The sequence below is a fragment of the Halobacillus sp. SY10 genome (assembly GCF_045401165.1).
GTDB classification, from domain to species: Bacteria; Bacillota; Bacilli; order Bacillales; family Halobacillaceae; genus Halobacillus; species Halobacillus aidingensis.
In genome coordinates, this window is sequence record NZ_CP174345.1 from 2,096,604 (window position 1) to 2,120,091 (window position 23,488).

The window sequence follows — 23,488 nt, forward strand, 5'->3', positions numbered from 1 at the left end:
AGCATAAATGGTTTTCTTTATTCTTATACATAAAAAGAAACGTTTTGGATCATGGACGGAGGCTATCATCATGAAACAATGGTTGGCAACAGCTTTCCTAGTTATCCTTTTAGGTCTCATTATTTTTACAACCTTTTTTGAAAAAGATGAGGTGGAACAACAAAAATCTTCGGCAAGTCAGGAAACAGGGATGGTTGCACCTAATGCACCCGATGGATTACAAGTAGGGGAGCAGGCTCCGGATTTCACCTTAGAGACGTTGAACGGAGAGACTGTTAAGCTTTCTGATTTTCGAGGAAAAAAAGTTTTTCTTAATTATTGGGCCACTTGGTGTCCACCTTGCCGCGAAGAAATGCCTGAAATGCAGAAGTTCCATGAAAAATATGGGGATGAAGTGGTCATGCTCGCTGTTAACGGTACCGGAACAGAGAAAAAAAGGGAAGATGTTGGCCGCTTTGTCAAAGACGGAGGGTATACTTTTCCTATACTACTGGACAAGGAGCTCGAGATTAATCAGACATACCAGATCCTATCCATCCCTACCACTTATTTCATCGGTACAGATGGCGTCATTCAAGAACCAAGAATTGTTGGCCCGATGACCTATGAAATGATGGAAAAGAAGAAAGATGCACTGGAATAGGAATATTTTTATCAAATCATGGAAATCCTACCTATAAAAGGAGAGATATCCATGAGAAAACACAAAAGCATATCTTTTGAAGAACGTGTGAAAGAAAATATCCGATCCATCAAAGCTGATCAAAAGCTGTTGGATCAAATCGATGAACGGATTGAGAAGCGTCATAATGAACGTATGAAGCAAATCCCATCGTAAGTGGGGTTTGTTTTGTACATAGAGTAAATCATGAGGGAAGGAGCATGCTCCTTCCTTTTTCTTTTCATAATTCGTCTCCTTCCTGGGAAAAGTAAGGGATGACTCATCAAGGGTCCATTGAAATTTACAGGAGGGGAACGAACATGTCCCATAAACAACAGCATATGGCGAACCAAAAACCAAATCCTGACAATCGCGCAGATAACGTCGATCGTCTCCAAGAAAAAGTGACGAACACGATTGAAAACATCGAAGAATCCCATGATGCAATGCGGTTTGCATCAGAAGAAGAAAAGAGAAATATCGAAAAGAAAAACAAACGAAGAAATCAATCGTTAGAAGCTATGCGTGACGAAATTAAGGACGAAGCTCGTCATCAACAATATTAACGTTCTGATCAACCGCTTCTCTCAAGAGGAGCGGTTTTTTGTCTATAGATTGAAGGCATCTTCATCTACATCAAATCTTGACTATGATAAAATGGATATCGGCGATAGAAAAGGAAGTGATGAAGATGTTAGAACAACTGAAACAGTGGAACAGTTTAGAACAACAGCCTCCTATTTCCGAAGTGGAGGCTTTACGATATATGGACCAAACGGATGGGGAGCAGGAGAAAGAAGCAAAAGCTTTGCTTTATGTCACGCTTGCCTACCACCGGATTAAGAGACACCCGGGAGATGACCCTCTTGCGGAGCAATTCATCGATGAGGCACGGGTTCTCAATCCCTCGCATCCTTTAGTGGCGGAATTGTATGAGTCTCAACAGTTGATGCAGGCCTATACATTATTGAAAAAAACGCCACTTGATCAGTGGATTCTTCATGAAACCGATCATGATTCTGCAAAAGCAAAAAAAGCGAAAGCTATATACTCTGATGTTTGTGATTTGAAGGAGCAGTGGGACGAAGATCTAGCCCAAAAAACAATCATCGATGCTTCCAGCCGGTTGACCTTGTATCGAGATGTTTATGAGGAATTGTCTGATTTGGAAGAGATGTTGGAAGAAGCCATCAATTCTATAGAAAATAGACGGATCCGTGTTCCTGTGAAAGAAATCAACGAGCGTACTAGACGTCTTTCCGATAATCAGGATGAGATTTACAAACGATTGCCAAGCTTTCTGACAAATCAATCGTTTCAAAATCCATTGGAAGCGTTCGATCAAATGGTAGGACTGCATGATGTGAAAACGTATATTCGGCGTTATTATCACTTCTTAAGATACCAGCAGCAAAGAAAGAACTATGGTTTTTCCATGGTCGATGAGCCTGGATTACATATGATTATTACTGGAAACCCCGGAACCGGAAAAACGACGATTGCCCGGCTGCTCGCTAACATTTATCATGAGCTTGGAATTTTAGATACGAAAGAAGTCGTGGAAGTGAATCGGTCCCACCTTGTCGGGTCTTATGTTGGGCAAAGTGAAGAGAATACGATGAACTACGTCAAACAGGCGATCGGTGGTGTTTTGTTCATTGACGAAGCTTACAGCCTGAAAAGGGAAGGTCAAACAGGAAATGATTATGGACAAGCGGTCATTGACACCCTTGTTTCTGCGATGACGAGCAAAGAATACGGAGGCAAGTTCGCTGTCATTCTTGCTGGTTATCCTGAAGAAATGCGCCAATTTTTATGGTCAAATCCAGGCCTTCGGAGTCGTTTTCCTGAACAAAATCATATCGAACTTCCTGATTATCACATGGATGAACTGTTGACGATTGCTGAGCAGACGGCAACCGACAATGATTTCTTTTTCACAACACATGCATTAAACGAATTCACCTCACTCATTGATCGAGAGCGTGTGGATGACTCCTTCGGTAATGCACGCACGGTCAAAAACTTAGTATTAAAAACTGTATTCCAAAAAGGAGCGAAGGAAGCAGAACAGGATAAACATCATTGGCTGGATCATATGAGGATATCTGCCGAGGACCTTGCATGGGACAGGGAAACGGATGAAGACGAACGTTCTCCTATGCAACGATTGGATGAACTGATTGGATTGTCTAATGTCAAAGAAGAAGTGAAAAAACTGTCATCCTTCGTTCAAGCCCAACAAAAGAGAAAAGAAAAAGGGTATCCTGTCGTTCCTATCCAATTGCATTCTGTATTCTCAGGAAATCCAGGGACCGGAAAAACAACGGTCGCAGAAATCTATGCAGATGTCCTGAAAGAATGCGGGTTGTTAAAGAGGGGCCATACCGTGGTCGTCTCCAGAAGCGATCTTGTCGCCGGCTATGTAGGACAGACAGCCATCAAAACAAAACGGAAGATCCGGGAAGCACTCGGCGGTGTCTTGTTCATTGATGAAGCCTATTCGCTATACAACGGAGGCAGAGATGATTTTGGCAAAGAAGCCATTGAAACCCTCGTCGACGAAATGACGAAACACAATGAAAACCTCGTCGTTGTCCTTGCTGGTTATCAACGCGAAATGGAGCAGTTGGTGGAAAGCAATCCGGGTCTTTCTTCAAGGTTTAAAAAGTATTTCCACTTCCCGGATTATACAGAGGAAGAGCTGATTGCTATGACACACTATCAGGCACAACAATACGGGTATCATTTCAATGAGTGGGCCGAGTCATTCCTCTTAGAAAAATACACGGATCACAAAGTCAGGGGGAACGGACGCTTCATCAATAATCTTGTGAACGAAGCGATTCAATTCCAGGCGATTAGAATCATGGAGGATGAAGCGGAAGATATGAATGAACTTGAACTCGTCGATTTAGAAAAAGCATGGCATATGGTGCGAAGGGAGTCTTCCTAATGAAAGTTGTCGAAACACCGATTCAAGTAAGGTATCAGGAAACAGATATGATGGGTGTCGTTTACCATGCCAACTATTTAGTCTGGTTTGAGATTGGACGAACATCCTTCATTGAAGACCTTGGATTTATGTATTCTGAAATCGAAAAACAGGGCGTCGTTTCTCCTGTCATTGATGCTCAAATGAGTTTTAAAAAACCTGTAAAATACGGAGACCCTGTCCATGTACGGACATGGGTGGAAAATTATGATGGTCTTCGTGTTTCCTACGGCTACGAAGTGGCGTTTAAAAACGGGGATATAGCGGTCACGGGTGTAACGAAACACGTCATCGTCAAAAAAGATAACTTCAAACCAGTATCGATCAGGCGGAGTTTTCCTGAATGGCACGAAGCTTATTTGGCTGCCATGGAGACGCAATCCTAATGGCTTTCGGTGTGAAAAAGTCGGAACTCATGGATTGGAAAGCGAAAGTAAAGCGAGGAGAGATTGCTTTTTTGACTCATTTTTGGCTGGATGATCGTTTTCCTGGTTGCGATACAGTCACAAAAGTCGGTTGCTGTGACCTCAACAAATTGAAGGCATGGGGAGAACAATACGGTTTAGAACCGGAGTGGATTCATAAAGATCCTCGGTTTCCTCATTTTGATTTATTTGGAGAACGGCAGTTGCATATATTGGAAGAAGAAGGGTACTGGGAGCACATCCATCGTTTCCAATTACACAAAAATAAGACGCCATAGTGGCGTCTTATTTTTTATATTCAAAGGATGGCTCATTCCATTTTTCGTCTAAGGTAACTTCCAATGAATGATCATCGAAGTACCACTCATCATCCGCTTCAATGTAGAAATGAATTGGTCCGGTCGTCGTTTCTGCAATTGGTTCTTCAGGATCCTCCAGTTTGATGGCAAGAGAAAAGCCAGGTTGAAGACCACCGACGCCGCCATAACGGACGTAAAATCTTAAATCGACGTTTCCATCGATATCCAGTTCCTCTTCATACCATTTCGCTGCTTCTTCTGTTACTGTTAAGTTCATTAGATCAACTCCTGTAATGGGGTTCCGTGTTTGTCTCTTTCCTCTGTCGTCGTTTCATAAACCTATTTTTTACGAGAAGACGGATCAGAGTTATGATTCGATTGCTTCATGGGTACAGGGTCGAATCCTCCCGGATGGAATGGGTGGCACTTGAGAATTCTTTTGACAGTCAAATAGCTCCCTTTGAAAAAACCGAAACGTCGAAAAGCCTCCAGGCCGTATTCTGAACACGTCGGCTGAAACCTGCATGATGGTGGAAAAAAAGGACTGATGCCCTTGCGGTAAAATTGAATCAATGCAATCATGATTTGCTTCATCGGGTCACTTACTCAGCTTCCTTTTTCTTATCATAACTGAGGCTCGCCACTGCATCATGCAGGTGAATGGATTCTTCGTTGCGGCACTTGACTGTGAACGCTTCTACAAATGAATACTCATAAAGATCGGCAGCGACAAGTCGTACGATATCCTCGACAAATCGAGGGTTTTCATAGGCTTGTTCTGTCACCATCTTTTCATCGGGACGCTTCAATACTGGGTGAATGCGGGCACTTGCATTGCTTTCTGCTGCTTCTAAAAGCGCCGCTTTCCAATCGATTTCCTGCTCCTTGAAGTCATCTGTCAATTTCACACTCATGGTCACGTTTCCGCGTTGGTTGTGCGCACTATATTCACTGATTTCCTTGGAACAAGGGCAGAGCGTCGTAATTTTTCCAGTAAGAGTAACGGTGACATCATGTCCCGTTTCCTTGTCATATTCCACGCGGATGGTTGCATCCGCGTGGTTCATCCCTGCAAGACCCGAGTATGGGCCTTTTCGTTCAAAGAACCATGGAAATGTCACTTCCAATTCCGCATCCGTTTGCTTTAGGCGGCCGGCTAGCTCTTCGGTGAATTGTTTCAGTGTTGCAATGTCCACGGCGAATCCTTCATTGTGGTATTTATCAAGCTGCTCTGTGAAGCGGCTCATGTTTGTGCCTTTACTTCCTTGAGCAATCGAGGATCCGAATGAAAAGGTTCCAATCGTTGTTTGAATTTCAGGCGTCATTGTGCTTGGAATACGAATGGGGTGTTTGACACTGGAAATCCCAACCATATCGATATCAAATAAAAAGTCTTTCTTCGAGTTTTGAAGGTCAGCCATCTGGTCTTTTTCCATAGGCTTTGTCCGAGGACCCGGCTCTACTGAGCCGAATAATTTATGGCGTTCTTTTTTTGATGGCAATTGTTTGTTCTGGTTCAATTCAGTCTTATTCATAACAAAGACTCCTTTCAGGCCTTCTTTCTATGTCAAAGTATACAATATGTATTTCTGAATATACAATGGATTGCTTGATGAGTGTGCATTTATAGAATACACCATAAAAGAAAGCCTATCCTTTCATGGGATAGACTATCTCCGCAATCGTTACCCTTTTTAAACTTGAATCGTTTTTACATCCATGTGATTTTTGGCTCTGTTTTATTGATGATCCTCTTGATGTTTGCGCGGTGGCGGTAGATTACAAAGATGGTAAACAAGGATATGATGATGGTCAAGCCGTAATCCTTCACGACCAAAGTCGCGACAATCCCAACGATCCCGCTTATCATCGAAGATAAGGAGACGTATTTACTTAAATAGAGGACAATGAAAAAGGATAATAAGAGCACGGCAAATATGATTGGGTTGACACCAAGGATCACGCCTCCGGATGTAGCAACTGCTTTTCCACCTTTAAAGCCCGCAAATACAGGATACATGTGACCAACTACCGCAAAAATCCCAATCACAAGAGGAATGACCTCAGCTCCCATAAAGTAAGGGAGAGCGGCGGCTGCAGTCCCTTTCAAAATATCAGCGATCGTAACAATTAAACCTGCTTTGATCCCTAAAACTCGGAATGTGTTCGTGCCTCCAAGGTTTCCGCTTCCGTGTTCGCGTATATCCGTACCGTAACCGATTTTACCTACAATTAACCCTGAAGGGATGGACCCAAGGAGATAGGCGATGAGGATATAGAGTACATATTCCAATAAGTTCAACTCCTTCTGCGCTTTCTACTATTTTATCATGGGCTAGATAGATAAAGAACTCTTATTTCATAAGGCAGCTTCTCTATTATATCAATTTAGTACCAGGTATCAAGTTGTTTTACAGGAGAGGGGAAGAGAACCAGCCGGATGACGTTTTAGAGATTCGGGCATGATTAGAATGCAGGAGAATTGCAAAATGTTTCAACTTATGGAAATGTGGTTATAGAAATAGGTCTTTTATTTTTTGTTTAGGGGGAAAACGATGATCACGTTCACTGATGTAACGAAGACTTACCCGGATGGAACTACAGCGTTGAGAAACATCAACTTGGAAGTGCAAGAAGGAGAATTACTTGCGCTTATAGGTCCTAGTGGCTGCGGGAAAACAACAACGATGAAAATGATTAACCGTCTGATTCATCCGACGGAAGGAACCATAACCATACATAACAAAGATATTAGAGAATACAACATTCACGAACTACGTTGGAATATCGGCTATGTGCTGCAGGAAATTGCTCTTTTTCCACATATGACGGTAGAAGAGAACATTTCGGTCGTACCGGAAATGAAAAAGTGGAAGAAAAAAGACCTGTCAAAACGTATTGATGAGTTGATGAATATGGTGGGACTGGATCCGGAAAAACACCGGAAAAGAAAGCCGAGTGAACTTTCCGGCGGACAACAGCAAAGAGTAGGGGTTATACGGGCTTTAGCTGCAGACCCGGATATTATTTTGATGGATGAACCATTCAGTGCACTCGATCCCATCAGCAGAGATCAGTTGCAAACCGACATCCGTCAATTGCAGAAGGAAATTAAGAAAACGATCGTCTTTGTCACTCATGATATGGACGAAGCTCTCGCGCTTGGCGATCGTGTCTGTCTCATGAAAGCAGGAGAAATCGTCCAGTTGGATACTCCACAAAACCTCATACTGAATCCATCCAATGAGTTTGTTGAAGATTTCATCGGAGGAAGAAAAACTCCATGGCAGACAGCTGTTGATGTCATTATGAGTCATGCCGAAAAGCGTGTCTTATCCGAAAAAGAATTCAAGGAAGGTCATGTTGTCCTGGACGGGCCTTTTGCCCTTAAAAGTCACGACGGAACGTATCGAGGAATGATCGAGGATGGGAATCAGGTGCAGGCACCTCCATTATCCAATGATATGATTCTGAGAGACGCTGTTCGGATTTTTGAAGAAGACCACTCTTCCATTCTACCAGTCGTCAAAGGTGATCAACTGATCGGAACCTTATCCTATAGGGATATTGTCCTCTACCTTAAAGAACAGTCACGTAAAAAGGAAGAGGAGGTAGAGAATAAATGAGCGAGTTTCTAGAAGTTTTTAACCAACGACAGGGCATTCTATTAGAGAAAATATGGGAACACCTACAAATATCCATTATTGCATTAGTGATTGCTACTTTAATTTCCGTACCCCTCGGCTTATGGCTGACGAGAAAGCAGAGAGTTGCGGAACCGATTATCGGCATGACGGCCGTTTTGCAGACGATTCCAAGCCTTGCTGTGCTGGCTTTCCTTATTCCATTTTTTGGTATTGGACAAACACCAGCCATCATTGCCCTTGCTGCTTACGGGCTCCTTCCTATCCTTAGAAACACGTACACAGGAATCAAGGAAGTTGACCCAGCTTTAAAGGAAGCGGCGACGGGGATGGGCATGAAATCATTCAGACGTCTTTCTAAGATTGAACTACCGATCGCCATGCCTGTCATTATGGCTGGAATACGCACATCCATGGTATTGATCGTAGGGACAACTACCATTGCTGCCCTTATTGGTGCAGGAGGCCTCGGGGATTTAATCCTACTTGGTTTGGATAGAGGGGGAGACGCCAATCTTATCTTGCTGGGAGCTATTCCGGCTGCGTTACTAGCAATTATTTTGGATCTTATTCTTCGTCTATTTGAACGAACTTCAGCCAAATCCGGCTTCCGTTCACTCGTCAGTTTATTAGTGATTGCAGCATTGATTGCTGTTGGTCCATTAGCGTTCGGTGGAAAAGTGAAGAATGACTTAACATTGGGAGCTAAGCTTGGATCAGAGCCCGCCATTCTCATTAATATGTATAAGCTTTTAATAGAAGAAGAAACAGACTTGAGTGTAGGTCTTGAACCGAACTTAGGAAAAACAGATTTGGTTTTCAGTGCCTTGCAGGAAGGAAGTATCGATATTTATCCTGAATTTACAGGAACAGCCATCGTATCTCTCCTAGAAGAGGAAGCAAACAGCAATGAACCACAAGAAGTATATGAACAGGCGAAAGAAGGCATGGCAGAAACCTATGATATGTCCTTTTTACAACCAATGGAGTTCAACAATACCTACGCTGTAGCGACTACCCAGGAGCTTGCAGAGCAATACGATCTTGAGACGATCGGGGATCTGAAGCCGGTTGAAGATCAAATTACCGCTGGTTTTACACTGGAATTTAATGATCGTCAAGACGGGTATCAGGGTATGAAAGAAGTATATAACTTGAACCTAGGGGAAGTCCGTACGATGGACCCTGGCTTGAGGCAGGGAGCTATTGAAGGTGGTGAAGTTGACATCATCGACGCTTACGCTACTGCTAGTTATATGGTTGACCTCAACTTAAAAGTATTAGAAGATCCGGAAAATCTATTTCCGCCATACCAGGGCGCTCCATTGATGAGACAGGAAACCTTGGACCAATATCCAGAACTAGAAGATGTCCTGAATCAATTGGGAGGAAAGATTACTGGCGATAAAATGAGGGAAATGAATTACCAGGTTGATTTTGAAGACCGTGCTCCTGAAGAAGTGGCAAGAGAGTATCTGGTCAATGAAGGATTAATCGACGAATAGGAGGTTTAAAGATGAGTTTTGAGAATCCATCTCAGGCAGAGATCCGGGATCTATTGGCACAATCGAAGACGATTGCTGTCGTAGGCCTTTCGGATAAGCCGCACCGCACATCCTATCAAGTGAGTGAAGCGATGCAGAACGCCGGGTATAAAATCATCCCGGTGAACCCTCAAATCACGGAGTCCCTTGGTGAAAAAGCAGTGGCGAGCCTGCGAGATATCAAAGAACCAATCGACATTATCAATGTCTTTCGACGATCCGAACATTTGCCGCAAATTGCAGAGGAATCGAAAAATATTGAGGCTAAAGCCTTTTGGGCTCAGCAAGGGGTGTATTCAGAAGAAGCAGATCGCATCTTGAATAATGATTCAAAGCTTGTCATTATGGACTCTTGCATTAAGGTCGCCCATGCGATTTACCGCTAATAAAACAACGATGAAAATGAAAAAATCCCTGTTCATCCAGGGGTTTTTTCATGTTTTTTGGAAGATTTATGTTTGCGAAACCTTATAAAATCGCTACAATATAACAAGCGGCGTTTTTTATTATGGACATCGATCAGCTCAATAAACCAGAAAAGGTACCTTTCTAAGAAAGAATAATAGGAGAGCTATGGTTTAACAGAGCGGTTGTCTAAGAAAGAATAAGAAATGTAAGCGAAATCAGCAGGGATGCTTTTATTCATCCCAGCATTGTGCATGGGTCTTCAGCCTTTTCTGGATCATAAGCCAATCAATGGAGTGGAAGATCCTCCACACCGTTGATTGACTTATGTCGTGAGTGCTGAAGCACCTGGAGTTGCACTCATCGTTTACATAATCGAACGTTTGTTCTATTATTGATGTAGCAGTGTGTTAGAGAAAGGAGCCGATGGTAAATTGTCGAGTCAAAATCAAACGTATTCAGATGATTCTATTCAAGTGCTGGAGGGATTGGAGGCCGTTCGGAAAAGACCGGGGATGTATATTGGATCCACGGATCATAGAGGTCTGCACCATCTCGTTCACGAAATTGTAGATAACGCTATCGATGAGGCGTTATCTGGATTCGGCGAAAAAATGACTGTCACGCTCCATAAAGATGGTAGTGTATCGGTTCAGGACGAAGCCCGTGGGATGCCTACAGGGATGCATAAAACAGGAAAACCGACACCTGAGGTGATTTTGACCGTTCTTCACGCCGGAGGTAAGTTCGGACAAGGAGGTTATAAATCCTCAGGGGGCCTGCATGGTGTTGGTGCTTCTGTGGTGAATGCTTTATCCGAATGGTTAGAAGTTCACATATGCAGAGATGGCGAGAAATTTTATCAGAGATTTGAGAACGGGGGCGTCCCTGTCACTTCTTTAGAAAATAAAGGAGCCACCCGCAAAACAGGAACAACGATCCGCTTCAAACCGGATCCTTCCATTTTTTCAATGACGAAGTTTAATTTTGAAACATTATCCGAACGTTTAAGAGAAGCAGCCTTCTTGCTGAAGGGATTCCGGATTATCCTTGTGGACGAACGAAAAGAAACGGTCAAAGAAGAGTATCAATATGATGACGGACTCGTCTCATTCGTCGAGTATTTAAATGAAGAAAAAGATACGCTCCATTCGGTCGTTTCTTTCGAGGGCAGTCATAGTGGAATTGAAGCGGATTTCGCTTTTCAATTCAACGACGGGTTTGCAGAGAACATCTTATCCTTCGTCAATAATGTACGCACGAAAGATGGAGGAACCCATGAATCCGGAGCTAAAACGGCCATCACAAGAGTGTTCAATGATTATGCCAGAAGAGCACAACTTCTGAAGGATAAAGATAAGAATTTAGAAGGAAACGATATCAGAGAAGGATTTACCGCGGTTATATCTGTGCGAATTCCAGAAGAACTCCTTCAATTTGAAGGTCAAACCAAGAGCAAACTCGGAACATCTGAAGCCCGCTCCGCCGTTGATGGAATCGTCGCTGAACAGTTATCCTATTTCCTCGAAGAGAATCCGGATGTCGCTGCTATGCTCATTAAAAAAGCGATCAAAGCGAAAGAAGCGAGAGAAGCCGCCAGAAAAGCTAGAGAAGATGCTCGTTCAGGGAAGAAGAAGAAACGGAAGGATACCCTTTTAAGCGGGAAGCTTACCCCTGCTCAATCTAAAAATGCCAAAAAGAATGAGTTGTACCTCGTGGAGGGAGACTCAGCGGGCGGATCAGCAAAGCAGGGCCGTGACCGTAAATTCCAGGCCGTTCTTCCTTTGCGAGGAAAAGTAATCAATACAGAGAAAGCGAAAATCGCGGATATCTTCAAAAATGAAGAGATCTCAACGATCATTCATACCATCGGTGCTGGAGTTGGTGGGGACTTTACGCTGGAAGACTGTAACTATGATAAAATCGTCATTATGACCGATGCCGATACCGATGGGGCACACATTCAAGTGCTTTTACTAACCTTCTTTTATCGATACATGCGACCACTTGTAGAAGCAGGGAAAGTCTTCATCGCACTTCCTCCCCTTTATAAAGTTTCAAAAGGAAAAGGGAAGAAAGAAAAAGTCGAATATGCGTGGGATGAAGAAGGCATGCAGAAGATATTGAAGGAATTCAAAAACGGCTATTCGATCCAACGATATAAAGGTTTAGGTGAAATGAACGCTGATCAGCTTTGGGAAACGACGATGAACCCGGAATCACGTACTCTGATTCGGGTTACGATTGACGACATCGCCCGCGCCGAACGCAGGGTGACGACGTTGATGGGAGATAAGGTTGAACCTCGCCGAAAATGGATTGAATCCCATGTCGCTTTTGGTCTTGAAGATGAAGCGAGCATACTGGAAAACGATAAAATACAGACGTAAAAGGGGGACCTTCTGTTGGCAGAGGCAGAGAAGTTTTTAGATTTACCATTAGAAGAGGTTCTCGGAGACCGCTTCGGGAGATATAGTAAATACATTATCCAGGAACGTGCCCTCCCTGATGCCAGGGACGGGTTGAAGCCTGTACAGCGGCGTATCCTTTATGCGATGCACCAGGAAAAGAACACGCACGACAAAGCTTACCGGAAATCCGCGAAAACGGTCGGTACCGTTATCGGTAATTATCACCCCCACGGGGATACATCCGTTTACGATGCGATGGTCCGCTTAAGCCAAACGTGGAAAGTGAGAAAGTCCTTAGTAGAAATGCACGGAAATAACGGAAGTGTCGATGGTGACCCGCCCGCCGCTATGCGTTATACAGAAGCAAGACTTTCCGCTATTTCATCCGAACTGCTCAGGGACATTGAAAAGCAGACGGTGGAGTTCATTCCGAACTTTGACGACACGATCGATGAACCGACCGTGCTTCCGGCCAAGTTTCCTAATCTTCTTGTCAACGGCTCTACGGGGATTTCCGCAGGTTATGCGACAGAAATCCCTTCCCACAATCTCGGGGAAGTGATTGATGCGGTGATCATGAGGATCGATAAACCTGAAGCGACTGTACCTGAACTGATGACGAAATTAAAAGGTCCGGATTTCCCAACAGGCGGGATTCTTCAGGGAATCGATGGGATCCAGAAAGCCTATGAAACAGGAAGAGGAAAAATCGTTTTGCGCGGTCGTGCAGAAATTCAAGAACAGCGTGGAGGACGGGAACAAATCGTCATCGACGAAATTCCTTTTGAAGTGAATAAAGCAAGCATGGTCAAACGAATGGATGAACTGAGAATCGATAAAAAAGTTGAAGGAATCGCTGAAGTCCGTGATGAAACGGATCGTACCGGCCTCCGTGTCGTAATTGATCTAAAGAAGGATGCAAACAGTGAAGGAGTTCTCAATTACCTTTACAAGCATACGGACCTTCAGATCTCTTACAACTTCAATATGGTCGCCATTCATGAGCGGACACCTAGCCTTATGAGTCTTCCGATGATGCTTGACGCCTATATCAAGCACCAGAAGGAAGTAGTCACAAGACAATCCATTTATGACTTGAATAAAGCAAAGTCTCGTGCTCACATTGTGGAAGGTCTGATCAAAGCGATTTCCATTTTGGACGATGTCATCGCAACGATTCGCAGCTCCAAAGACAAAGCGGATGCAAAGCAACAGCTCATCGCAAGTTACGATTTCACAGAAGAACAATCAGAAGCGATCGTTACCTTGCAGCTGTATCGTTTGACGAATACAGATATTACAGCCTTGCAAAAAGAAGCAGATGAACTGAAAAAGCAAATCGAATATTTAGAAAAACTGCTGTCCAGTGAAAACGAAATGATGAAGGTCATTAAAGCGGATCTTCGTTCCATGAAAAAACAATACAATGATGATCGTTTGACGAAGATTGAAGAAAAGGTAGAAGAGTTGAAAGTAGACCTTGAAGTGACAGTTGCGAGTGAAGATGTGCTCGTGTCCGTGACGAAAGATGGGTATATCAAGCGGACAAGCCTGCGTTCCTATGCAGCATCAAACGGGGAAGATTTCGCCATGAAAGACGGCGATCACCTGTTAGGTCTATTTGAAATCAATACGACGGATACCATTTTACTCTTTACCAACCGCGGAAAATATTTGTTCTTGCCTGTACACAAACTGCCGGATATTCGTTGGAAAGACCTTGGTCAGTACATTTCCAATATCGTACAGGTGGAAAAGGACGAATATATTGTAGAGGCCATACCTGTTCGCGACTTCACATCTGAAGAATACCTTCTTTTCTTCACGAAGAACGGAATGGTTAAGAAGAGCGATTTACAGCTCTATCAAGCCCAGCGCCATTCCAAAGCACTCGTTGCCATCAATCTGAAAAATGGTGATGAAGTGGTGGATGTCCACAAAACGGATGGGCAGTCGGATTTGTTTATTGCTACAAAGAAAGCTTATGGTCTTTGGTATCATGAAGAGGAAGTGAACACCGTCGGTCAAAGAGCGGCAGGGGTAAAAGCGATCAACTTGAAGGAAGACGATGAAGTTGTGTCTGGACAATTGTTCAGAGCGTCCGAAGATCCATCGATCCTTCTAACGACCCACCGTGCCGCGGTGAAGCGGATGCGGTTGAAAGAGTTTGAACGAACAACACGTGCTAAACGCGGGGTGCTCATGTTAAGAGAGTTGAAAAAGAATCCGCACCAATTGGTGGATGTGCACCTTGTAAACAGAGATGATCAAGTGATGATCATGACGAAAAAACAAGAGACCATCGTCGTTAACACGATGGACTTTAAAGCGAATGATCGTTACAGCAATGGTTCTTATGTCCTGGATACCGAAGAAAAAGGACAAGCGGAAGAAGCGTGGATCAAGCCGGTCTACTGTGTACCGTTTGAAACAGAATCTGATACAGAATGATGAGTAAAGCCCTCTGAATCCAGAGGGCTTTTTTACTTAGGTGAAAAAGGATCTGTTGGAGGAGTAAGCGACTTTCCATTGCCCGGGGGAAATCTTTTTTTCTATTCCATGAGTGAAAAGATCATTATGTAGTGAAAGGGAAAGAGGATAAATCAGTTCATGCTGATAACTGGGGGATTTTGTAATGGGGAGTAATGCACACGAATGATGTCATTCTTTAGACCGTTGTATTTTCAGAAAAATGTGATAAAATGAGTGTATATTCAGCAGATGGGAGTTGATGTATGAGCGATTTGAGAGAAAAGATTATCCAGACGTCTTTAGAGCTGTTCGACCGCCATGGTTTTCACGGCGTCACAGTAAAACAAATTGTCCAGGAAACAAATACATCGAAAGGCGGCTTTTATCATCACTTTCAGTCAAAGGATGAACTTCTATTCGTCATTCACGACACGTTTATTACATATGTATTGAAAGAAGCACAGGCCGCTAACGTTACTCATTCTTCCCCTATACCGAAAGTCCAGGCAATCATTCAATCGTTTGTCCAAGTTTTTGACTTGTACAAACCGCATATTTCGGTGTTTTATCAGGAAAGCCTGTATTTAAAACCGGCGTATGAGGAAGAGATCAAGGGAAAACGTGATGAATTCAAACGCATGGTGTTCAATGTCATTGAAGAAGGTCAAAAAACCGGCCATTTCCGCAGAGAACTGCCCCTTGAGATCACAGGCATGGCTATCTTAGGTATGGTCAACTGGATCTATAAATGGTACCGGAGGGATGGGACTTACACCATCGATCAAATCGCAGAAGTTTTTACTGATCTGGTGCTGCACTTTTTGCTTCCAGGTAAAGAAGACAGTGAATACTTCCGTCATATGTTAAAAGTTCCTTTTTTTTATGAAAGCGAGTAACCGCTTTCATTATATTTATCATTACAACAGACCAACCAGTCGGTCTTTACTTCCCTAAGGAGGAATCATATGAACTTCGACTTAACGAAAGAGCAGGAAATGACAAGGAAGATGGTCCGTGATTTTTCAGAGGATGTGATTGCACCAAGAGCGGTGGATATCGACATCAACAGTGAATTTCCGAAGGATATCTTCGATGAAATGGGCAAACTTGGACTTCTTGGTATCCCATTCCCTGAGGAGTATGGCGGATCAGGTGGAGATACGGTCAGTTATGCTCTGGCTGTTGAAGAAATCGGTCGTGTATGTGGCTCTACGGGCCTCAGTTACGCAGCGGCTGTTTCTCTAGGAGCGAGTCCTATCTATTATTTCGGGACAGAAGAACAAAAACAAGAATTCTTAACCCCTCTGGCTAAAGGAGAAGGGTTGGCTTCTTTTGGATTGACAGAACCGAATGCCGGTTCAGATGCAGGAGGAACGAAGACGCGTGCCGAATTGAAAGGTGACCACTATGTTATCAATGGAGAAAAGTGCTGGATTACAAATGCTGAATATGCGAGGTCCATCACGGTCACGGCAGTTTCAGGAAAACGCGAAGACGGGAAAAACATTATCTCCGCTTTCATCGTTCCAAAAGATACACCAGGCATGACTATAACGAGTCCATACGACAAAATGGGCGTCCGTGGATCGAACACATCTGAAATTATTTTAGAGGATGTAAAAGTACCGAAAGAAAATATTCTCGGCGATCCGGAAAAAGGGTTCAAGCAATTCCTATATACGCTTGATGGCGGAAGGATTTCCATTGCTGCCTTGGCGGTAGGAATCGCACAAGCTTCATTGGATCGCGCCCTCGCCTATGCCAAAGAACGAAAACAGTTCGGTCAGCCGATTACAAAATTCCAGGCGATTCAGTTTAAGTTGGCCGACATGGCTATGGAAGTAGAGCTTGCACGTAATATGGTCCTGAAAGCAGCATGGTTGAAAGATCAGGGAAGGAATTTCACGAAAGAATCGGCGTATGCAAAACTCTTTGCTTCAGAGACGGCTTTCCGCTCTGCCAATCAGGCCATCCAAATTCATGGTGGATACGGATACATGAGAGAATACGAAGTCGAGCGTTTTCTACGTGATGCGAAACTTCTTGAAATTGGTGAAGGTACATCAGAAATCCAGCGCTTGGTCATTGCCCGTCAGTTAGGCTGTTAAAATTTTTAAAGGAGGAGATGTTATGTCCCTATTAGAGCAGACGGTTGGTGAATTGTTAGAACAGCAGTCAGAAGCTTATCCCGACCATGAGGCGTTCGTTTATCCTGAATTAGGTCTTAGAAAAACCTATGCTGAATTCAATGATATGACCGATGAAGTAGCTAAGGGATTCATGGCTCTTGGAATTGAAAAAGGAGAGCATGTCGCCATTTGGTCTGATAATAAACCAGAATGGCTTCAATCTCAATTCGCTTCTGGGAAAATGGGTGGCGTCCTTGTCACCGTCAACACGAACTATCGTGCACAGGAACTCGAATATCTATTAAAACAATCCGATGCGTCCACATTGATTCTTGCTGAGGATTTCAAAGGAACTTCTTATATTGATATTTTGAAAGAAATCTGTCCGGAGCTTGAAACCTCTGAAAAAGGAGATCTTCAAAGCGATCGCCTGCCATTTTTAAAGAATGTCGTCGTCCTGAGTGACAAGTCCTATCGCGGTTGTTATTCATGGCAGGATATCCTTGATATGGGGATGACCGTGAGTGAGGAGGAACTAAAAGAACGGAAAGAAACCCTTCATCATCGTGATGTCATCAATATGCAGTACACTTCTGGAACGACAGGTTTTCCAAAAGGGGTCATGTTGAGTCACTACAATATCGTGAACAATGGAAACCAGGTAGCGGATTGTATGCGATTAACAGAAGAGGATCGCCTTTGTATTCCCGTTCCATTTTTCCACTGTTTCGGATGTGTGCTAGGAACGATGGCTGCCGTTTCCAAGGGGACGACGATGGTGATCTTGGAACAATTTGATCCGAAAAAAGTGCTGCAGGCTGTGAAAGAGGAAAACTGTACAGCCCTCCATGGAGTGCCTACCATGTTCATTGCCGAATTGAACCATCCGGAATATGAAGATTTGAAGCCGACGACTTTACGAACAGGAATCATGGCGGGATCCACATGTCCTATGGAAGTCATGAAGAGTGTGATTGAGGATATGGGAGCGGAAGAAATCACAATTGCCTATGGACAGACGGAGTCCTCCCCTGTCATTACACAGACGAAAGCCGATGATCCGATCGATTTACGAGTGAGCAGCGTCGGCCGTGCCCATCCGAATGTTGAAGTGAAAATCATCGAACCCGCAACAGGTGAAGAAGTCGAAACGGGGATTCCTGGTGAACTTTGTACTCGAGGGTACCTCGTCATGGAAGGTTATTACAAAAATGAGGAAGCGACGATGACTGCGATTGATCCGGATGGCTGGCTTCATACAGGGGATATTGCAGTCATGGATGAAAACGGATACATTGAAATTACCGGTCGAATTAAGGATATGATTATCCGCGGAGGCGAAAACGTCTATCCGAGAGAAATTGAAGAATTTTTGTATCAGCATCCAGATGTTCTCGACGTGCAAGTGGTCGGAGTTCCGGATGAGAAGTACGGGGAAGAGATCATGGCATGGATCATTCCGAAAGATGGCAAGCAATTAAATGAAAGCGATATCAAGTCGTTTAGCGAAGGGAAAATATCGAAACATAAAATTCCTCGTTATATAAGCTTCACGGATGAGTACCCAATGACGGCGAGCGGAAAAATTCAGAAGTTCAGACTCCGGGAACATGCGCTTGAAATGATGAACTTAAAATCCTAATAGAGAGGTGATCACTGTTGTTTCAAAAAATTCTAATTGCCAACCGGGGAGAAATTGCTTCCCGAATCATTCGGACGTGTCAAAGGCTGAACATCCAGACGGTCGCTGTCTATTCGGAAGCTGATCAACAGGCTCCATACGTACAAATGGCGGATGAAAGTTATCTCATTGGTAAGCCGCGCGTGAATGAATCGTACTTGAACGTCGATAAAATTTTACAAGTAGCTAAGGATTCCGGAGCAGAAGCGATTCACCCGGGATACGGTCTTCTGAGTGAAAATGCTGAGTTCGCAAAAAGAACCGAAGAAGCCGGCCTCACGTTTATCGGACCCGATGCGGATGTCATTGCGAAAATGGGAGATAAAATTGCCGCAAGGGCGGAAATGAAAGCGGCTGGCGTTCCGATTATCCCTGGAACGGAAGATGCTGTCGCGAACACAGACGATGCCAAGAAAATTGCTGGTGAATTCGGTTATCCCGTCATGCTGAAAGCGGCTGCTGGAGGCGGTGGCATCGGCATGCAGGCGGTCTATAATGATGAAGAGCTTGAAAAAGCGTTTGAAGGAAACTCTAAACGGGCGCAGGCCTTTTTCGGTGACGGGAAAATGTTCATCGAAAAATTGATCGAGCATCCGCGTCATATCGAAATCCAAGTGCTTGCTGATCGTCACGGAAACGCTGTTCATTTGTTTGAAAGAGAGTGCTCCATTCAACGCAGGCACCAAAAAGTCGTCGAAGAAGCTCCATCACCGGTCCTTTCTGAGGCAACACGAGAGAAAATGGGAGAAAGCGCACTGAAGGCCGTGGCTTCTCTCGGGTATTCCAATGCCGGTACAATTGAATTTCTCGTGGATGATGAAGAGAACTTTTACTTTCTTGAGATGAATACACGTTTACAAGTTGAGCATCCCGTCACAGAACAAATCACAGGGATCGATCTTGTTGAACAACAGCTGCGGGTAGCGGATGGAGAACATTTATCCATCCAACAAAAAGATTTGATCATCGACGGACACGCGATTGAAGTGAGAATCTATGCGGAAGATCCGAACACCTTCTATCCTTCTCCAGGAAAATTGACGAAAATGGTGCTGCCTGAAGGTCCAGGAGTGCGGCATGAATTAGCGGTCGAAGGAGATTCACAAGTGACTCCATTCTATGATCCTATGATTGCGAAACTCGTCGTTCATGGAGAGAACAGAGAAGATGCCATAGAACGTCTTACAAAAGCCCTTCACGAATACGAGATTGAAGGCATCAAATGCAACTTGACGATGCTGAAGCGTGTCGTCACCCATGAGAAGTTCAAGGAAGGCGAAACGAAAACCACATTTGTAGAAAACTATTACCTACCAACATTGACGAATCATTAAGGAGGAACAATCATGACAGAAATCAAAGCATCCATGGCAGGAAGTGTATGGAAAATTGTTGCAAGCGAAGGAGCTCAAGTAAACGATGGGGAGGACATCGCCATCCTGGAATCTATGAAAATGGAGATTCCAATCTCCGCAGAAACATCCGGGACGGTCAAAGAGTTGAAAGTGAGTGAAGGGGATTTCGTCAACGAAGGGGACGTTATCGCAATCATCGAATAAACAGGAGGTTCTTATGTTGGAATGGCCTGAAAAAGTCACAATTAAAGAAGTGGGTCCGCGTGATGGCCTGCAGAATGAACCTGTAGAAGTACCGCTTCAAGATAAGGTTGCCTGGATCAATCTTTTGTCTGACGCAGGGTATTCATACATCGAATTCAGTTCATTCGTCCATCCGAAGTGGATTCCACAATTGAAAGATGCAAAAGAAGTGGCAGCAATGATCTCACGAAAAAAAGGGATCACATATGCCGCCCTTGTTCCCAACCGGAAGGGGCTTGAAGCAGCGATTGATACGGACGTGGATGAAGTTTCTGTCTTCATGTCCGCTTCCGATACGCACAACAAAAAAAACATTAACAAGTCCATCGAAGAAACCTATCCGGTTCTTAAAGAAGTCGTCCAAGAAGCAAAATTAGAAGGAAAGAGTGTAAGAGGTTATGTATCTACGGTTTTTGGCTGCCCATATGAAGGAGCCATTGATACAGACCAGGTCGCGAGGGTCAGTGGACGTCTTTTGGATATGGGCATTGATGAACTATCTTTGGGAGACACGATCGGTGTCGCAAATCCAAGACAAGTCGATCAAGCCCTTCACGAATGGAAGCAATGGCTGCCTTTCGATAAGCTTGCCATGCATTTTCATAATACGAGAGGGATGGCCTTATCCAACGTCCTAGTTTCCATGCAGCATAACATCACCACTTTTGATGCATCCCTTGGAGGGCTCGGAGGCTGTCCATATGCCAAGGGAGCTTCCGGAAACTTAGCAACAGACGACCTTGTGCACATGCTCCATCAAATGGGCATTGAAACAGGGATCGATGAAGAAAAACTGAAGGAAGCGGCTGTTTATATCCAGCGTGTGCTGAATAAGTCATTGCCGAGTCATCAAATGCAGGTGGTAAACAAAGAAAGGGTGTAACGGATGGAGGAACTTGTCACGTTAGAAGAGCTTTCCCCTCACGTGTATGTACTGAAATTGAACCGGCCTGATGCAGCGAACGCATTTTCTTCTGAGTTGCTGAATCAATTGCAGGAAAAAGCACACGAAATTAACCGTCGTCAGGAGATCAGGGTCGTTCTTGTGACTGGGGAAGGAAACAAAGCGTTTTGTGCAGGTGCTGACCTGAAAGAACGAAGGGGAATGAGTGACGAAGAAGTCGTCCAAACCGTAACAAAAATCGGAGATACGGTTCGAATGATCGAAGACATTCATGTACCGACGATTGCTGTCATCAATGGGGTCGCGTTTGGCGGAGGATTAGAACTCGCACTTGCCTGCGACTTACGTATGATGAGCACATCAACGAAAGTGGGTCTGACGGAAACATCGCTTGCCATCATACCAGGGGCTGGTGGAACACAACGTCTATCAAGGCTTATTGGAATCGGTCAGGCCAAAGCGATAATCTATTCAGCGAAGCCAGTGGAAGCGAAGCGCGCTTATTCCCTCGGTCTTGTCGAATATATTCACGAACCGCAATTCCTTATGGAAGAAGCGAAGGATCTGGCGGCATGCATCGCACGGAATGGACCGGTCGCCATGAAGCAGGCGAAAAAAGCGATCAATCAAGGATATGATACCGATTTGTCTTCAGGCCTTGAGATTGAGCGTGCCTGTTATGAAAAGACGATTCCAACCGATGATCGGGTGGAAGGACTTCAAGCGTTCAAGGAAAAAAGGAAACCGGAATACAAAGGAGAATAAAAGGTGGAAAAAACGATGCCTACAAATGAAACGTTAGAAGAACGAGCGAAGAAAATTGCTTCAGGTGGTGCTGAAAAATACCATAGTAAGAACGCGGAAAAAGGGAAAATGTTCGTCCGTGAACGTCTTCAGCTTTTGTTTGATGACAACATCGATATCGAGGATGCTTTTTTTGCCAATTGCCAGGATGATTCCCTGCCTGCTGATGGTGTCGTCACAGGTATCGGGCGAATCAACGGGGAAAAAGTATGCGTAATGGCCAACGATTCAACCGTAAAAGCAGGCTCCTGGGGCGCCCGGACGGTTGAGAAGATCATACGGATCCAGGAAACCGCATTAAAACTGAATGTACCGATGCTTTACCTTGTCGACTCTGCGGGTGCAAGGATTACCGATCAGGTTGAAATGTTTCCTAACCGCCGCGGGGCAGGACGTATTTTCCATAATCAAATCAAACTATCCGGCCGTGTGCCACAAGTCTGTTTGCTATTCGGACCATCCGCAGCGGGCGGGGCTTACATACCTGCCTTTTGCGACATCGTCGTCATGGTCGATGGAAATGCATCCATGTATTTAGGATCTCCGCGTATGGCAGAGAAAGTCATTGGTGAAAAAGTGACGCTTGAGGAAATGGGCGGCGCGAACATGCATTGTTCTGTCTCTGGATGCGGAGATGTTTTAGCGAAAGACGAAAGTGATGCGGTTGCGTTTGCCAGAAAATATTTGAGCTATTTCCCACAATCCTACAGGGAACTTCCGAAAAAGGCGGATTCGAGAGAACCTGCTCCATTCGAAAAAAGTGTGGAAGAATTGATTCCTAAAAACCAAAATGCGCCGTTTGATATGTATCAGTTGATTGATCGTCTTATTGATGATCATTCATTCTGTGAAATTAAGAAAAAGTTTGCGCCTGAGCTCATTACAGGGCTTTCGAGAATTGAAGGACGGCCTGTCGGAATTATTGCCAACCAGCCGAGAGCAAAAGGAGGGGTTCTGTTTCCTGATTCCGCAGATAAGGCTGCGAAATTCATCCAGCTCTGTGATGCTTTTAATATTCCACTGCTTTTCCTTGCCGATATTCCAGGGTTCATGATTGGAACAAAGGTGGAGCGCGCTGGGATCATCCGTCACGGGGCGAAGATGCTTTCTGCGATGAGTGAAGCGACCGTTCCTAAAATTTCCGTTGTAGTGCGCAAAGCCTATGGAGCTGGGCTCTATGCGATGGCAGGGCCGGCGTTTGAGCCAGATGCATGTCTTGCCTTACCTACCGCACAAATCGCTGTCATGGGGCCGGAAGCGGCTGTAAACGCGGTGTATGCCAATAAGATCGCCGCACTGCCTGAAGAAGAACGACCAGCTTTCATTAAAGAAAAGCATGAAGAATATAAAGAGAATATTGACATCTATCGTTTGGCTTCTGAAATGGTCATCGATGATATCGTTCAGCCGAATAAGCTGCGCGAAGAGCTTTCCACTCGATATGATGCCTATGAAACGAAAGATGTTTTGTTTACAGAAAGAAAACACGGCGTATATCCGGTATAACGTAAAGGTT

General features: G+C 44.3%; 23 protein-coding genes. 19 read left to right on the forward strand and 4 right to left on the reverse strand.

All coding sequences use genetic code 11. The features are described 5' to 3' along the window. The first annotated feature begins 70 nt into the window (after window positions 1-70). The 6 genes from ACJA3J_RS10695 (at window position 71) to ACJA3J_RS10720 (ending at window position 4,359) form a co-directional block, all read left to right on the forward strand. The gene (locus tag ACJA3J_RS10695; RefSeq protein ID WP_115894991.1) at window positions 71-643 is read left to right on the forward strand and encodes a redoxin domain-containing protein; all 573 of its coding nucleotides are present in this window, start codon (window positions 71-73) and stop codon (window positions 641-643) included. 51 nt (window positions 644-694) lie between these two features. Beyond that, on the forward strand, window positions 695-838 hold the full coding sequence (locus ACJA3J_RS10700; RefSeq protein WP_160912244.1) for an FbpB family small basic protein: 144 nt from the start codon (window positions 695-697) through the stop codon (window positions 836-838). A gap of 143 nt (window positions 839-981) precedes the next feature. Then, a complete protein-coding gene (gene tlp / locus ACJA3J_RS10705) occupies window positions 982-1,227 on the forward strand; it encodes a small acid-soluble spore protein Tlp (RefSeq protein ID WP_374189734.1) in 246 nt (81 codons plus the stop codon). A gap of 125 nt (window positions 1,228-1,352) precedes the next feature. Then, window positions 1,353-3,617 carry an AAA family ATPase gene (locus tag ACJA3J_RS10710; protein WP_115894990.1) on the forward strand — a complete coding sequence of 755 codons (2,265 nt, stop codon included), beginning with the start codon at window positions 1,353-1,355 and terminating at the stop codon, window positions 3,615-3,617. After that, window positions 3,617-4,042: a thioesterase family protein gene (locus ACJA3J_RS10715; RefSeq protein ID WP_089652468.1), complete on the forward strand. Its 426-nt coding sequence runs from the start codon at window positions 3,617-3,619 to the stop codon at window positions 4,040-4,042. The genes ACJA3J_RS10710 and ACJA3J_RS10715 overlap by 1 nt, the downstream gene beginning before the upstream one ends. Next, window positions 4,042-4,359, forward strand: a complete 318-nt coding sequence (locus ACJA3J_RS10720) for a hypothetical protein (protein WP_089652469.1) — start codon at window positions 4,042-4,044, stop codon at window positions 4,357-4,359. The genes ACJA3J_RS10715 and ACJA3J_RS10720 overlap by 1 nt, the downstream gene beginning before the upstream one ends. 7 nt (window positions 4,360-4,366) lie before the next feature. Here ACJA3J_RS10720 and ACJA3J_RS10725 read toward each other — a convergent pair whose 3' ends face one another. From ACJA3J_RS10725 to plsY, 4 genes are all read right to left on the reverse strand, one after another. Then, entirely contained in the window at window positions 4,367-4,657 is a 291-nt protein-coding gene (locus tag ACJA3J_RS10725) for a HesB/YadR/YfhF family protein (RefSeq protein ID WP_089652470.1), read from the reverse strand. Between the two features lie 62 nt (window positions 4,658-4,719). Next, window positions 4,720-4,974, reverse strand: coding sequence for a membrane protein insertion efficiency factor YidD (gene yidD, locus ACJA3J_RS10730; protein WP_089652471.1), 255 nt, complete (start codon window positions 4,972-4,974; stop codon window positions 4,720-4,722). 8 nt (window positions 4,975-4,982) lie between these two features. Further along, a complete protein-coding gene (folE2, locus tag ACJA3J_RS10735) occupies window positions 4,983-5,915 on the reverse strand; it encodes a GTP cyclohydrolase FolE2 (protein ID WP_406946220.1) in 933 nt (310 codons plus the stop codon). A gap of 176 nt (window positions 5,916-6,091) precedes the next feature. Beyond that, window positions 6,092-6,673: a glycerol-3-phosphate 1-O-acyltransferase PlsY gene (gene plsY / locus ACJA3J_RS10740; RefSeq protein ID WP_089652473.1), complete on the reverse strand. Its 582-nt coding sequence runs from the start codon at window positions 6,671-6,673 to the stop codon at window positions 6,092-6,094. A 262-nt stretch (window positions 6,674-6,935) separates the two neighbouring features. Between plsY and ACJA3J_RS10745 the strand changes: the two genes are divergently transcribed. The 13 genes from ACJA3J_RS10745 (at window position 6,936) to ACJA3J_RS10805 (ending at window position 23,478) form a co-directional block, all read left to right on the forward strand. Next, complete coding sequence (locus ACJA3J_RS10745; protein WP_115823256.1) at window positions 6,936-8,006, forward strand: ABC transporter ATP-binding protein; 1,071 nt, start codon at window positions 6,936-6,938, stop codon at window positions 8,004-8,006. Then, window positions 8,003-9,529 carry an ABC transporter permease/substrate-binding protein gene (locus ACJA3J_RS10750; protein WP_089652475.1) on the forward strand — a complete coding sequence of 509 codons (1,527 nt, stop codon included), beginning with the start codon at window positions 8,003-8,005 and terminating at the stop codon, window positions 9,527-9,529. Before ACJA3J_RS10745 ends, ACJA3J_RS10750 begins: the two co-directional genes overlap by 4 nt. Window positions 9,530-9,540: 11 nt before the next feature. Further along, entirely contained in the window at window positions 9,541-9,954 is a 414-nt protein-coding gene (locus tag ACJA3J_RS10755) for a CoA-binding protein (protein ID WP_089652476.1), read from the forward strand. 453 nt (window positions 9,955-10,407) lie between these two features. Further along, a complete protein-coding gene (gene parE, locus ACJA3J_RS10760) occupies window positions 10,408-12,363 on the forward strand; it encodes a DNA topoisomerase IV subunit B (RefSeq protein ID WP_089652477.1) in 1,956 nt (651 codons plus the stop codon). 15 nt (window positions 12,364-12,378) lie between these two features. Further along, entirely contained in the window at window positions 12,379-14,835 is a 2,457-nt protein-coding gene (gene parC / locus ACJA3J_RS10765) for a DNA topoisomerase IV subunit A (protein ID WP_406946221.1), read from the forward strand. A 284-nt stretch (window positions 14,836-15,119) separates the two neighbouring features. Continuing rightward, window positions 15,120-15,752 carry a TetR/AcrR family transcriptional regulator gene (locus ACJA3J_RS10770; RefSeq protein ID WP_115894987.1) on the forward strand — a complete coding sequence of 211 codons (633 nt, stop codon included), beginning with the start codon at window positions 15,120-15,122 and terminating at the stop codon, window positions 15,750-15,752. Window positions 15,753-15,821: 69 nt separating this feature from the next. Then, entirely contained in the window at window positions 15,822-16,964 is a 1,143-nt protein-coding gene (locus ACJA3J_RS10775; RefSeq protein WP_089652480.1) for an acyl-CoA dehydrogenase, read from the forward strand. Between the two features lie 22 nt (window positions 16,965-16,986). Then, complete coding sequence (locus ACJA3J_RS10780) at window positions 16,987-18,627, forward strand: AMP-binding protein (protein WP_406946222.1); 1,641 nt, start codon at window positions 16,987-16,989, stop codon at window positions 18,625-18,627. A gap of 17 nt (window positions 18,628-18,644) precedes the next feature. Further along, window positions 18,645-20,000: an acetyl-CoA carboxylase biotin carboxylase subunit gene (locus ACJA3J_RS10785; protein WP_406946223.1), complete on the forward strand. Its 1,356-nt coding sequence runs from the start codon at window positions 18,645-18,647 to the stop codon at window positions 19,998-20,000. Between the two features lie 12 nt (window positions 20,001-20,012). Then, window positions 20,013-20,225, forward strand: coding sequence for an acetyl-CoA carboxylase biotin carboxyl carrier protein subunit (locus tag ACJA3J_RS10790; RefSeq protein ID WP_406946224.1), 213 nt, complete (start codon window positions 20,013-20,015; stop codon window positions 20,223-20,225). A 13-nt stretch (window positions 20,226-20,238) separates the two neighbouring features. After that, window positions 20,239-21,147, forward strand: a complete 909-nt coding sequence (locus ACJA3J_RS10795; protein ID WP_406946225.1) for a hydroxymethylglutaryl-CoA lyase — start codon at window positions 20,239-20,241, stop codon at window positions 21,145-21,147. Window positions 21,148-21,150: 3 nt separating this feature from the next. Then, window positions 21,151-21,933 (forward strand): enoyl-CoA hydratase, encoded by a 783-nt coding sequence (locus tag ACJA3J_RS10800; RefSeq protein ID WP_406946226.1) that lies wholly within the window; start codon window positions 21,151-21,153, stop codon window positions 21,931-21,933. Window positions 21,934-21,948: 15 nt separating this feature from the next. Beyond that, window positions 21,949-23,478 carry an acyl-CoA carboxylase subunit beta gene (locus tag ACJA3J_RS10805; protein WP_406946289.1) on the forward strand — a complete coding sequence of 510 codons (1,530 nt, stop codon included), beginning with the start codon at window positions 21,949-21,951 and terminating at the stop codon, window positions 23,476-23,478. Window positions 23,479-23,488: the final 10 nt, after the last annotated feature.

What these genes read in the sequence shown, in the direction of transcription:
- ACJA3J_RS10710 (WP_115894990.1), top strand. Translation starts at nt 1,353, where the DNA reads ATGTTAGAACAACTGAAACAGTGGAACAGTTTAGAACAACAGCCTCCT.
- ACJA3J_RS10720 (WP_089652469.1), top strand. Translation starts at nt 4,042, where the DNA reads ATGGCTTTCGGTGTGAAAAAGTCGGAACTCATGGATTGGAAAGCGAAA.
- ACJA3J_RS10695 (WP_115894991.1), top strand. Translation starts at nt 71, where the DNA reads ATGAAACAATGGTTGGCAACAGCTTTCCTAGTTATCCTTTTAGGTCTC.
- ACJA3J_RS10745 (WP_115823256.1), top strand. Translation starts at nt 6,936, where the DNA reads ATGATCACGTTCACTGATGTAACGAAGACTTACCCGGATGGAACTACA.
- ACJA3J_RS10775 (WP_089652480.1), top strand. Translation starts at nt 15,822, where the DNA reads ATGAACTTCGACTTAACGAAAGAGCAGGAAATGACAAGGAAGATGGTC.
- ACJA3J_RS10770 (WP_115894987.1), top strand. Translation starts at nt 15,120, where the DNA reads ATGAGCGATTTGAGAGAAAAGATTATCCAGACGTCTTTAGAGCTGTTC.
- ACJA3J_RS10800 (WP_406946226.1), top strand. Translation starts at nt 21,151, where the DNA reads ATGGAGGAACTTGTCACGTTAGAAGAGCTTTCCCCTCACGTGTATGTA.
- ACJA3J_RS10790 (WP_406946224.1), top strand. Translation starts at nt 20,013, where the DNA reads ATGACAGAAATCAAAGCATCCATGGCAGGAAGTGTATGGAAAATTGTT.
- ACJA3J_RS10805 (WP_406946289.1), top strand. Translation starts at nt 21,949, where the DNA reads ATGCCTACAAATGAAACGTTAGAAGAACGAGCGAAGAAAATTGCTTCA.
- ACJA3J_RS10725 (WP_089652470.1), bottom strand. Translation starts at nt 4,657, where the DNA reads ATGAACTTAACAGTAACAGAAGAAGCAGCGAAATGGTATGAAGAGGAA.
- ACJA3J_RS10755 (WP_089652476.1), top strand. Translation starts at nt 9,541, where the DNA reads ATGAGTTTTGAGAATCCATCTCAGGCAGAGATCCGGGATCTATTGGCA.
- ACJA3J_RS10715 (WP_089652468.1), top strand. Translation starts at nt 3,617, where the DNA reads ATGAAAGTTGTCGAAACACCGATTCAAGTAAGGTATCAGGAAACAGAT.
- tlp (WP_374189734.1), top strand. Translation starts at nt 982, where the DNA reads ATGTCCCATAAACAACAGCATATGGCGAACCAAAAACCAAATCCTGAC.
- ACJA3J_RS10700 (WP_160912244.1), top strand. Translation starts at nt 695, where the DNA reads ATGAGAAAACACAAAAGCATATCTTTTGAAGAACGTGTGAAAGAAAAT.
- ACJA3J_RS10750 (WP_089652475.1), top strand. Translation starts at nt 8,003, where the DNA reads ATGAGCGAGTTTCTAGAAGTTTTTAACCAACGACAGGGCATTCTATTA.
- yidD (WP_089652471.1), bottom strand. Translation starts at nt 4,974, where the DNA reads ATGAAGCAAATCATGATTGCATTGATTCAATTTTACCGCAAGGGCATC.
- ACJA3J_RS10780 (WP_406946222.1), top strand. Translation starts at nt 16,987, where the DNA reads ATGTCCCTATTAGAGCAGACGGTTGGTGAATTGTTAGAACAGCAGTCA.
- ACJA3J_RS10795 (WP_406946225.1), top strand. Translation starts at nt 20,239, where the DNA reads ATGTTGGAATGGCCTGAAAAAGTCACAATTAAAGAAGTGGGTCCGCGT.
- folE2 (WP_406946220.1), bottom strand. Translation starts at nt 5,915, where the DNA reads ATGAATAAGACTGAATTGAACCAGAACAAACAATTGCCATCAAAAAAA.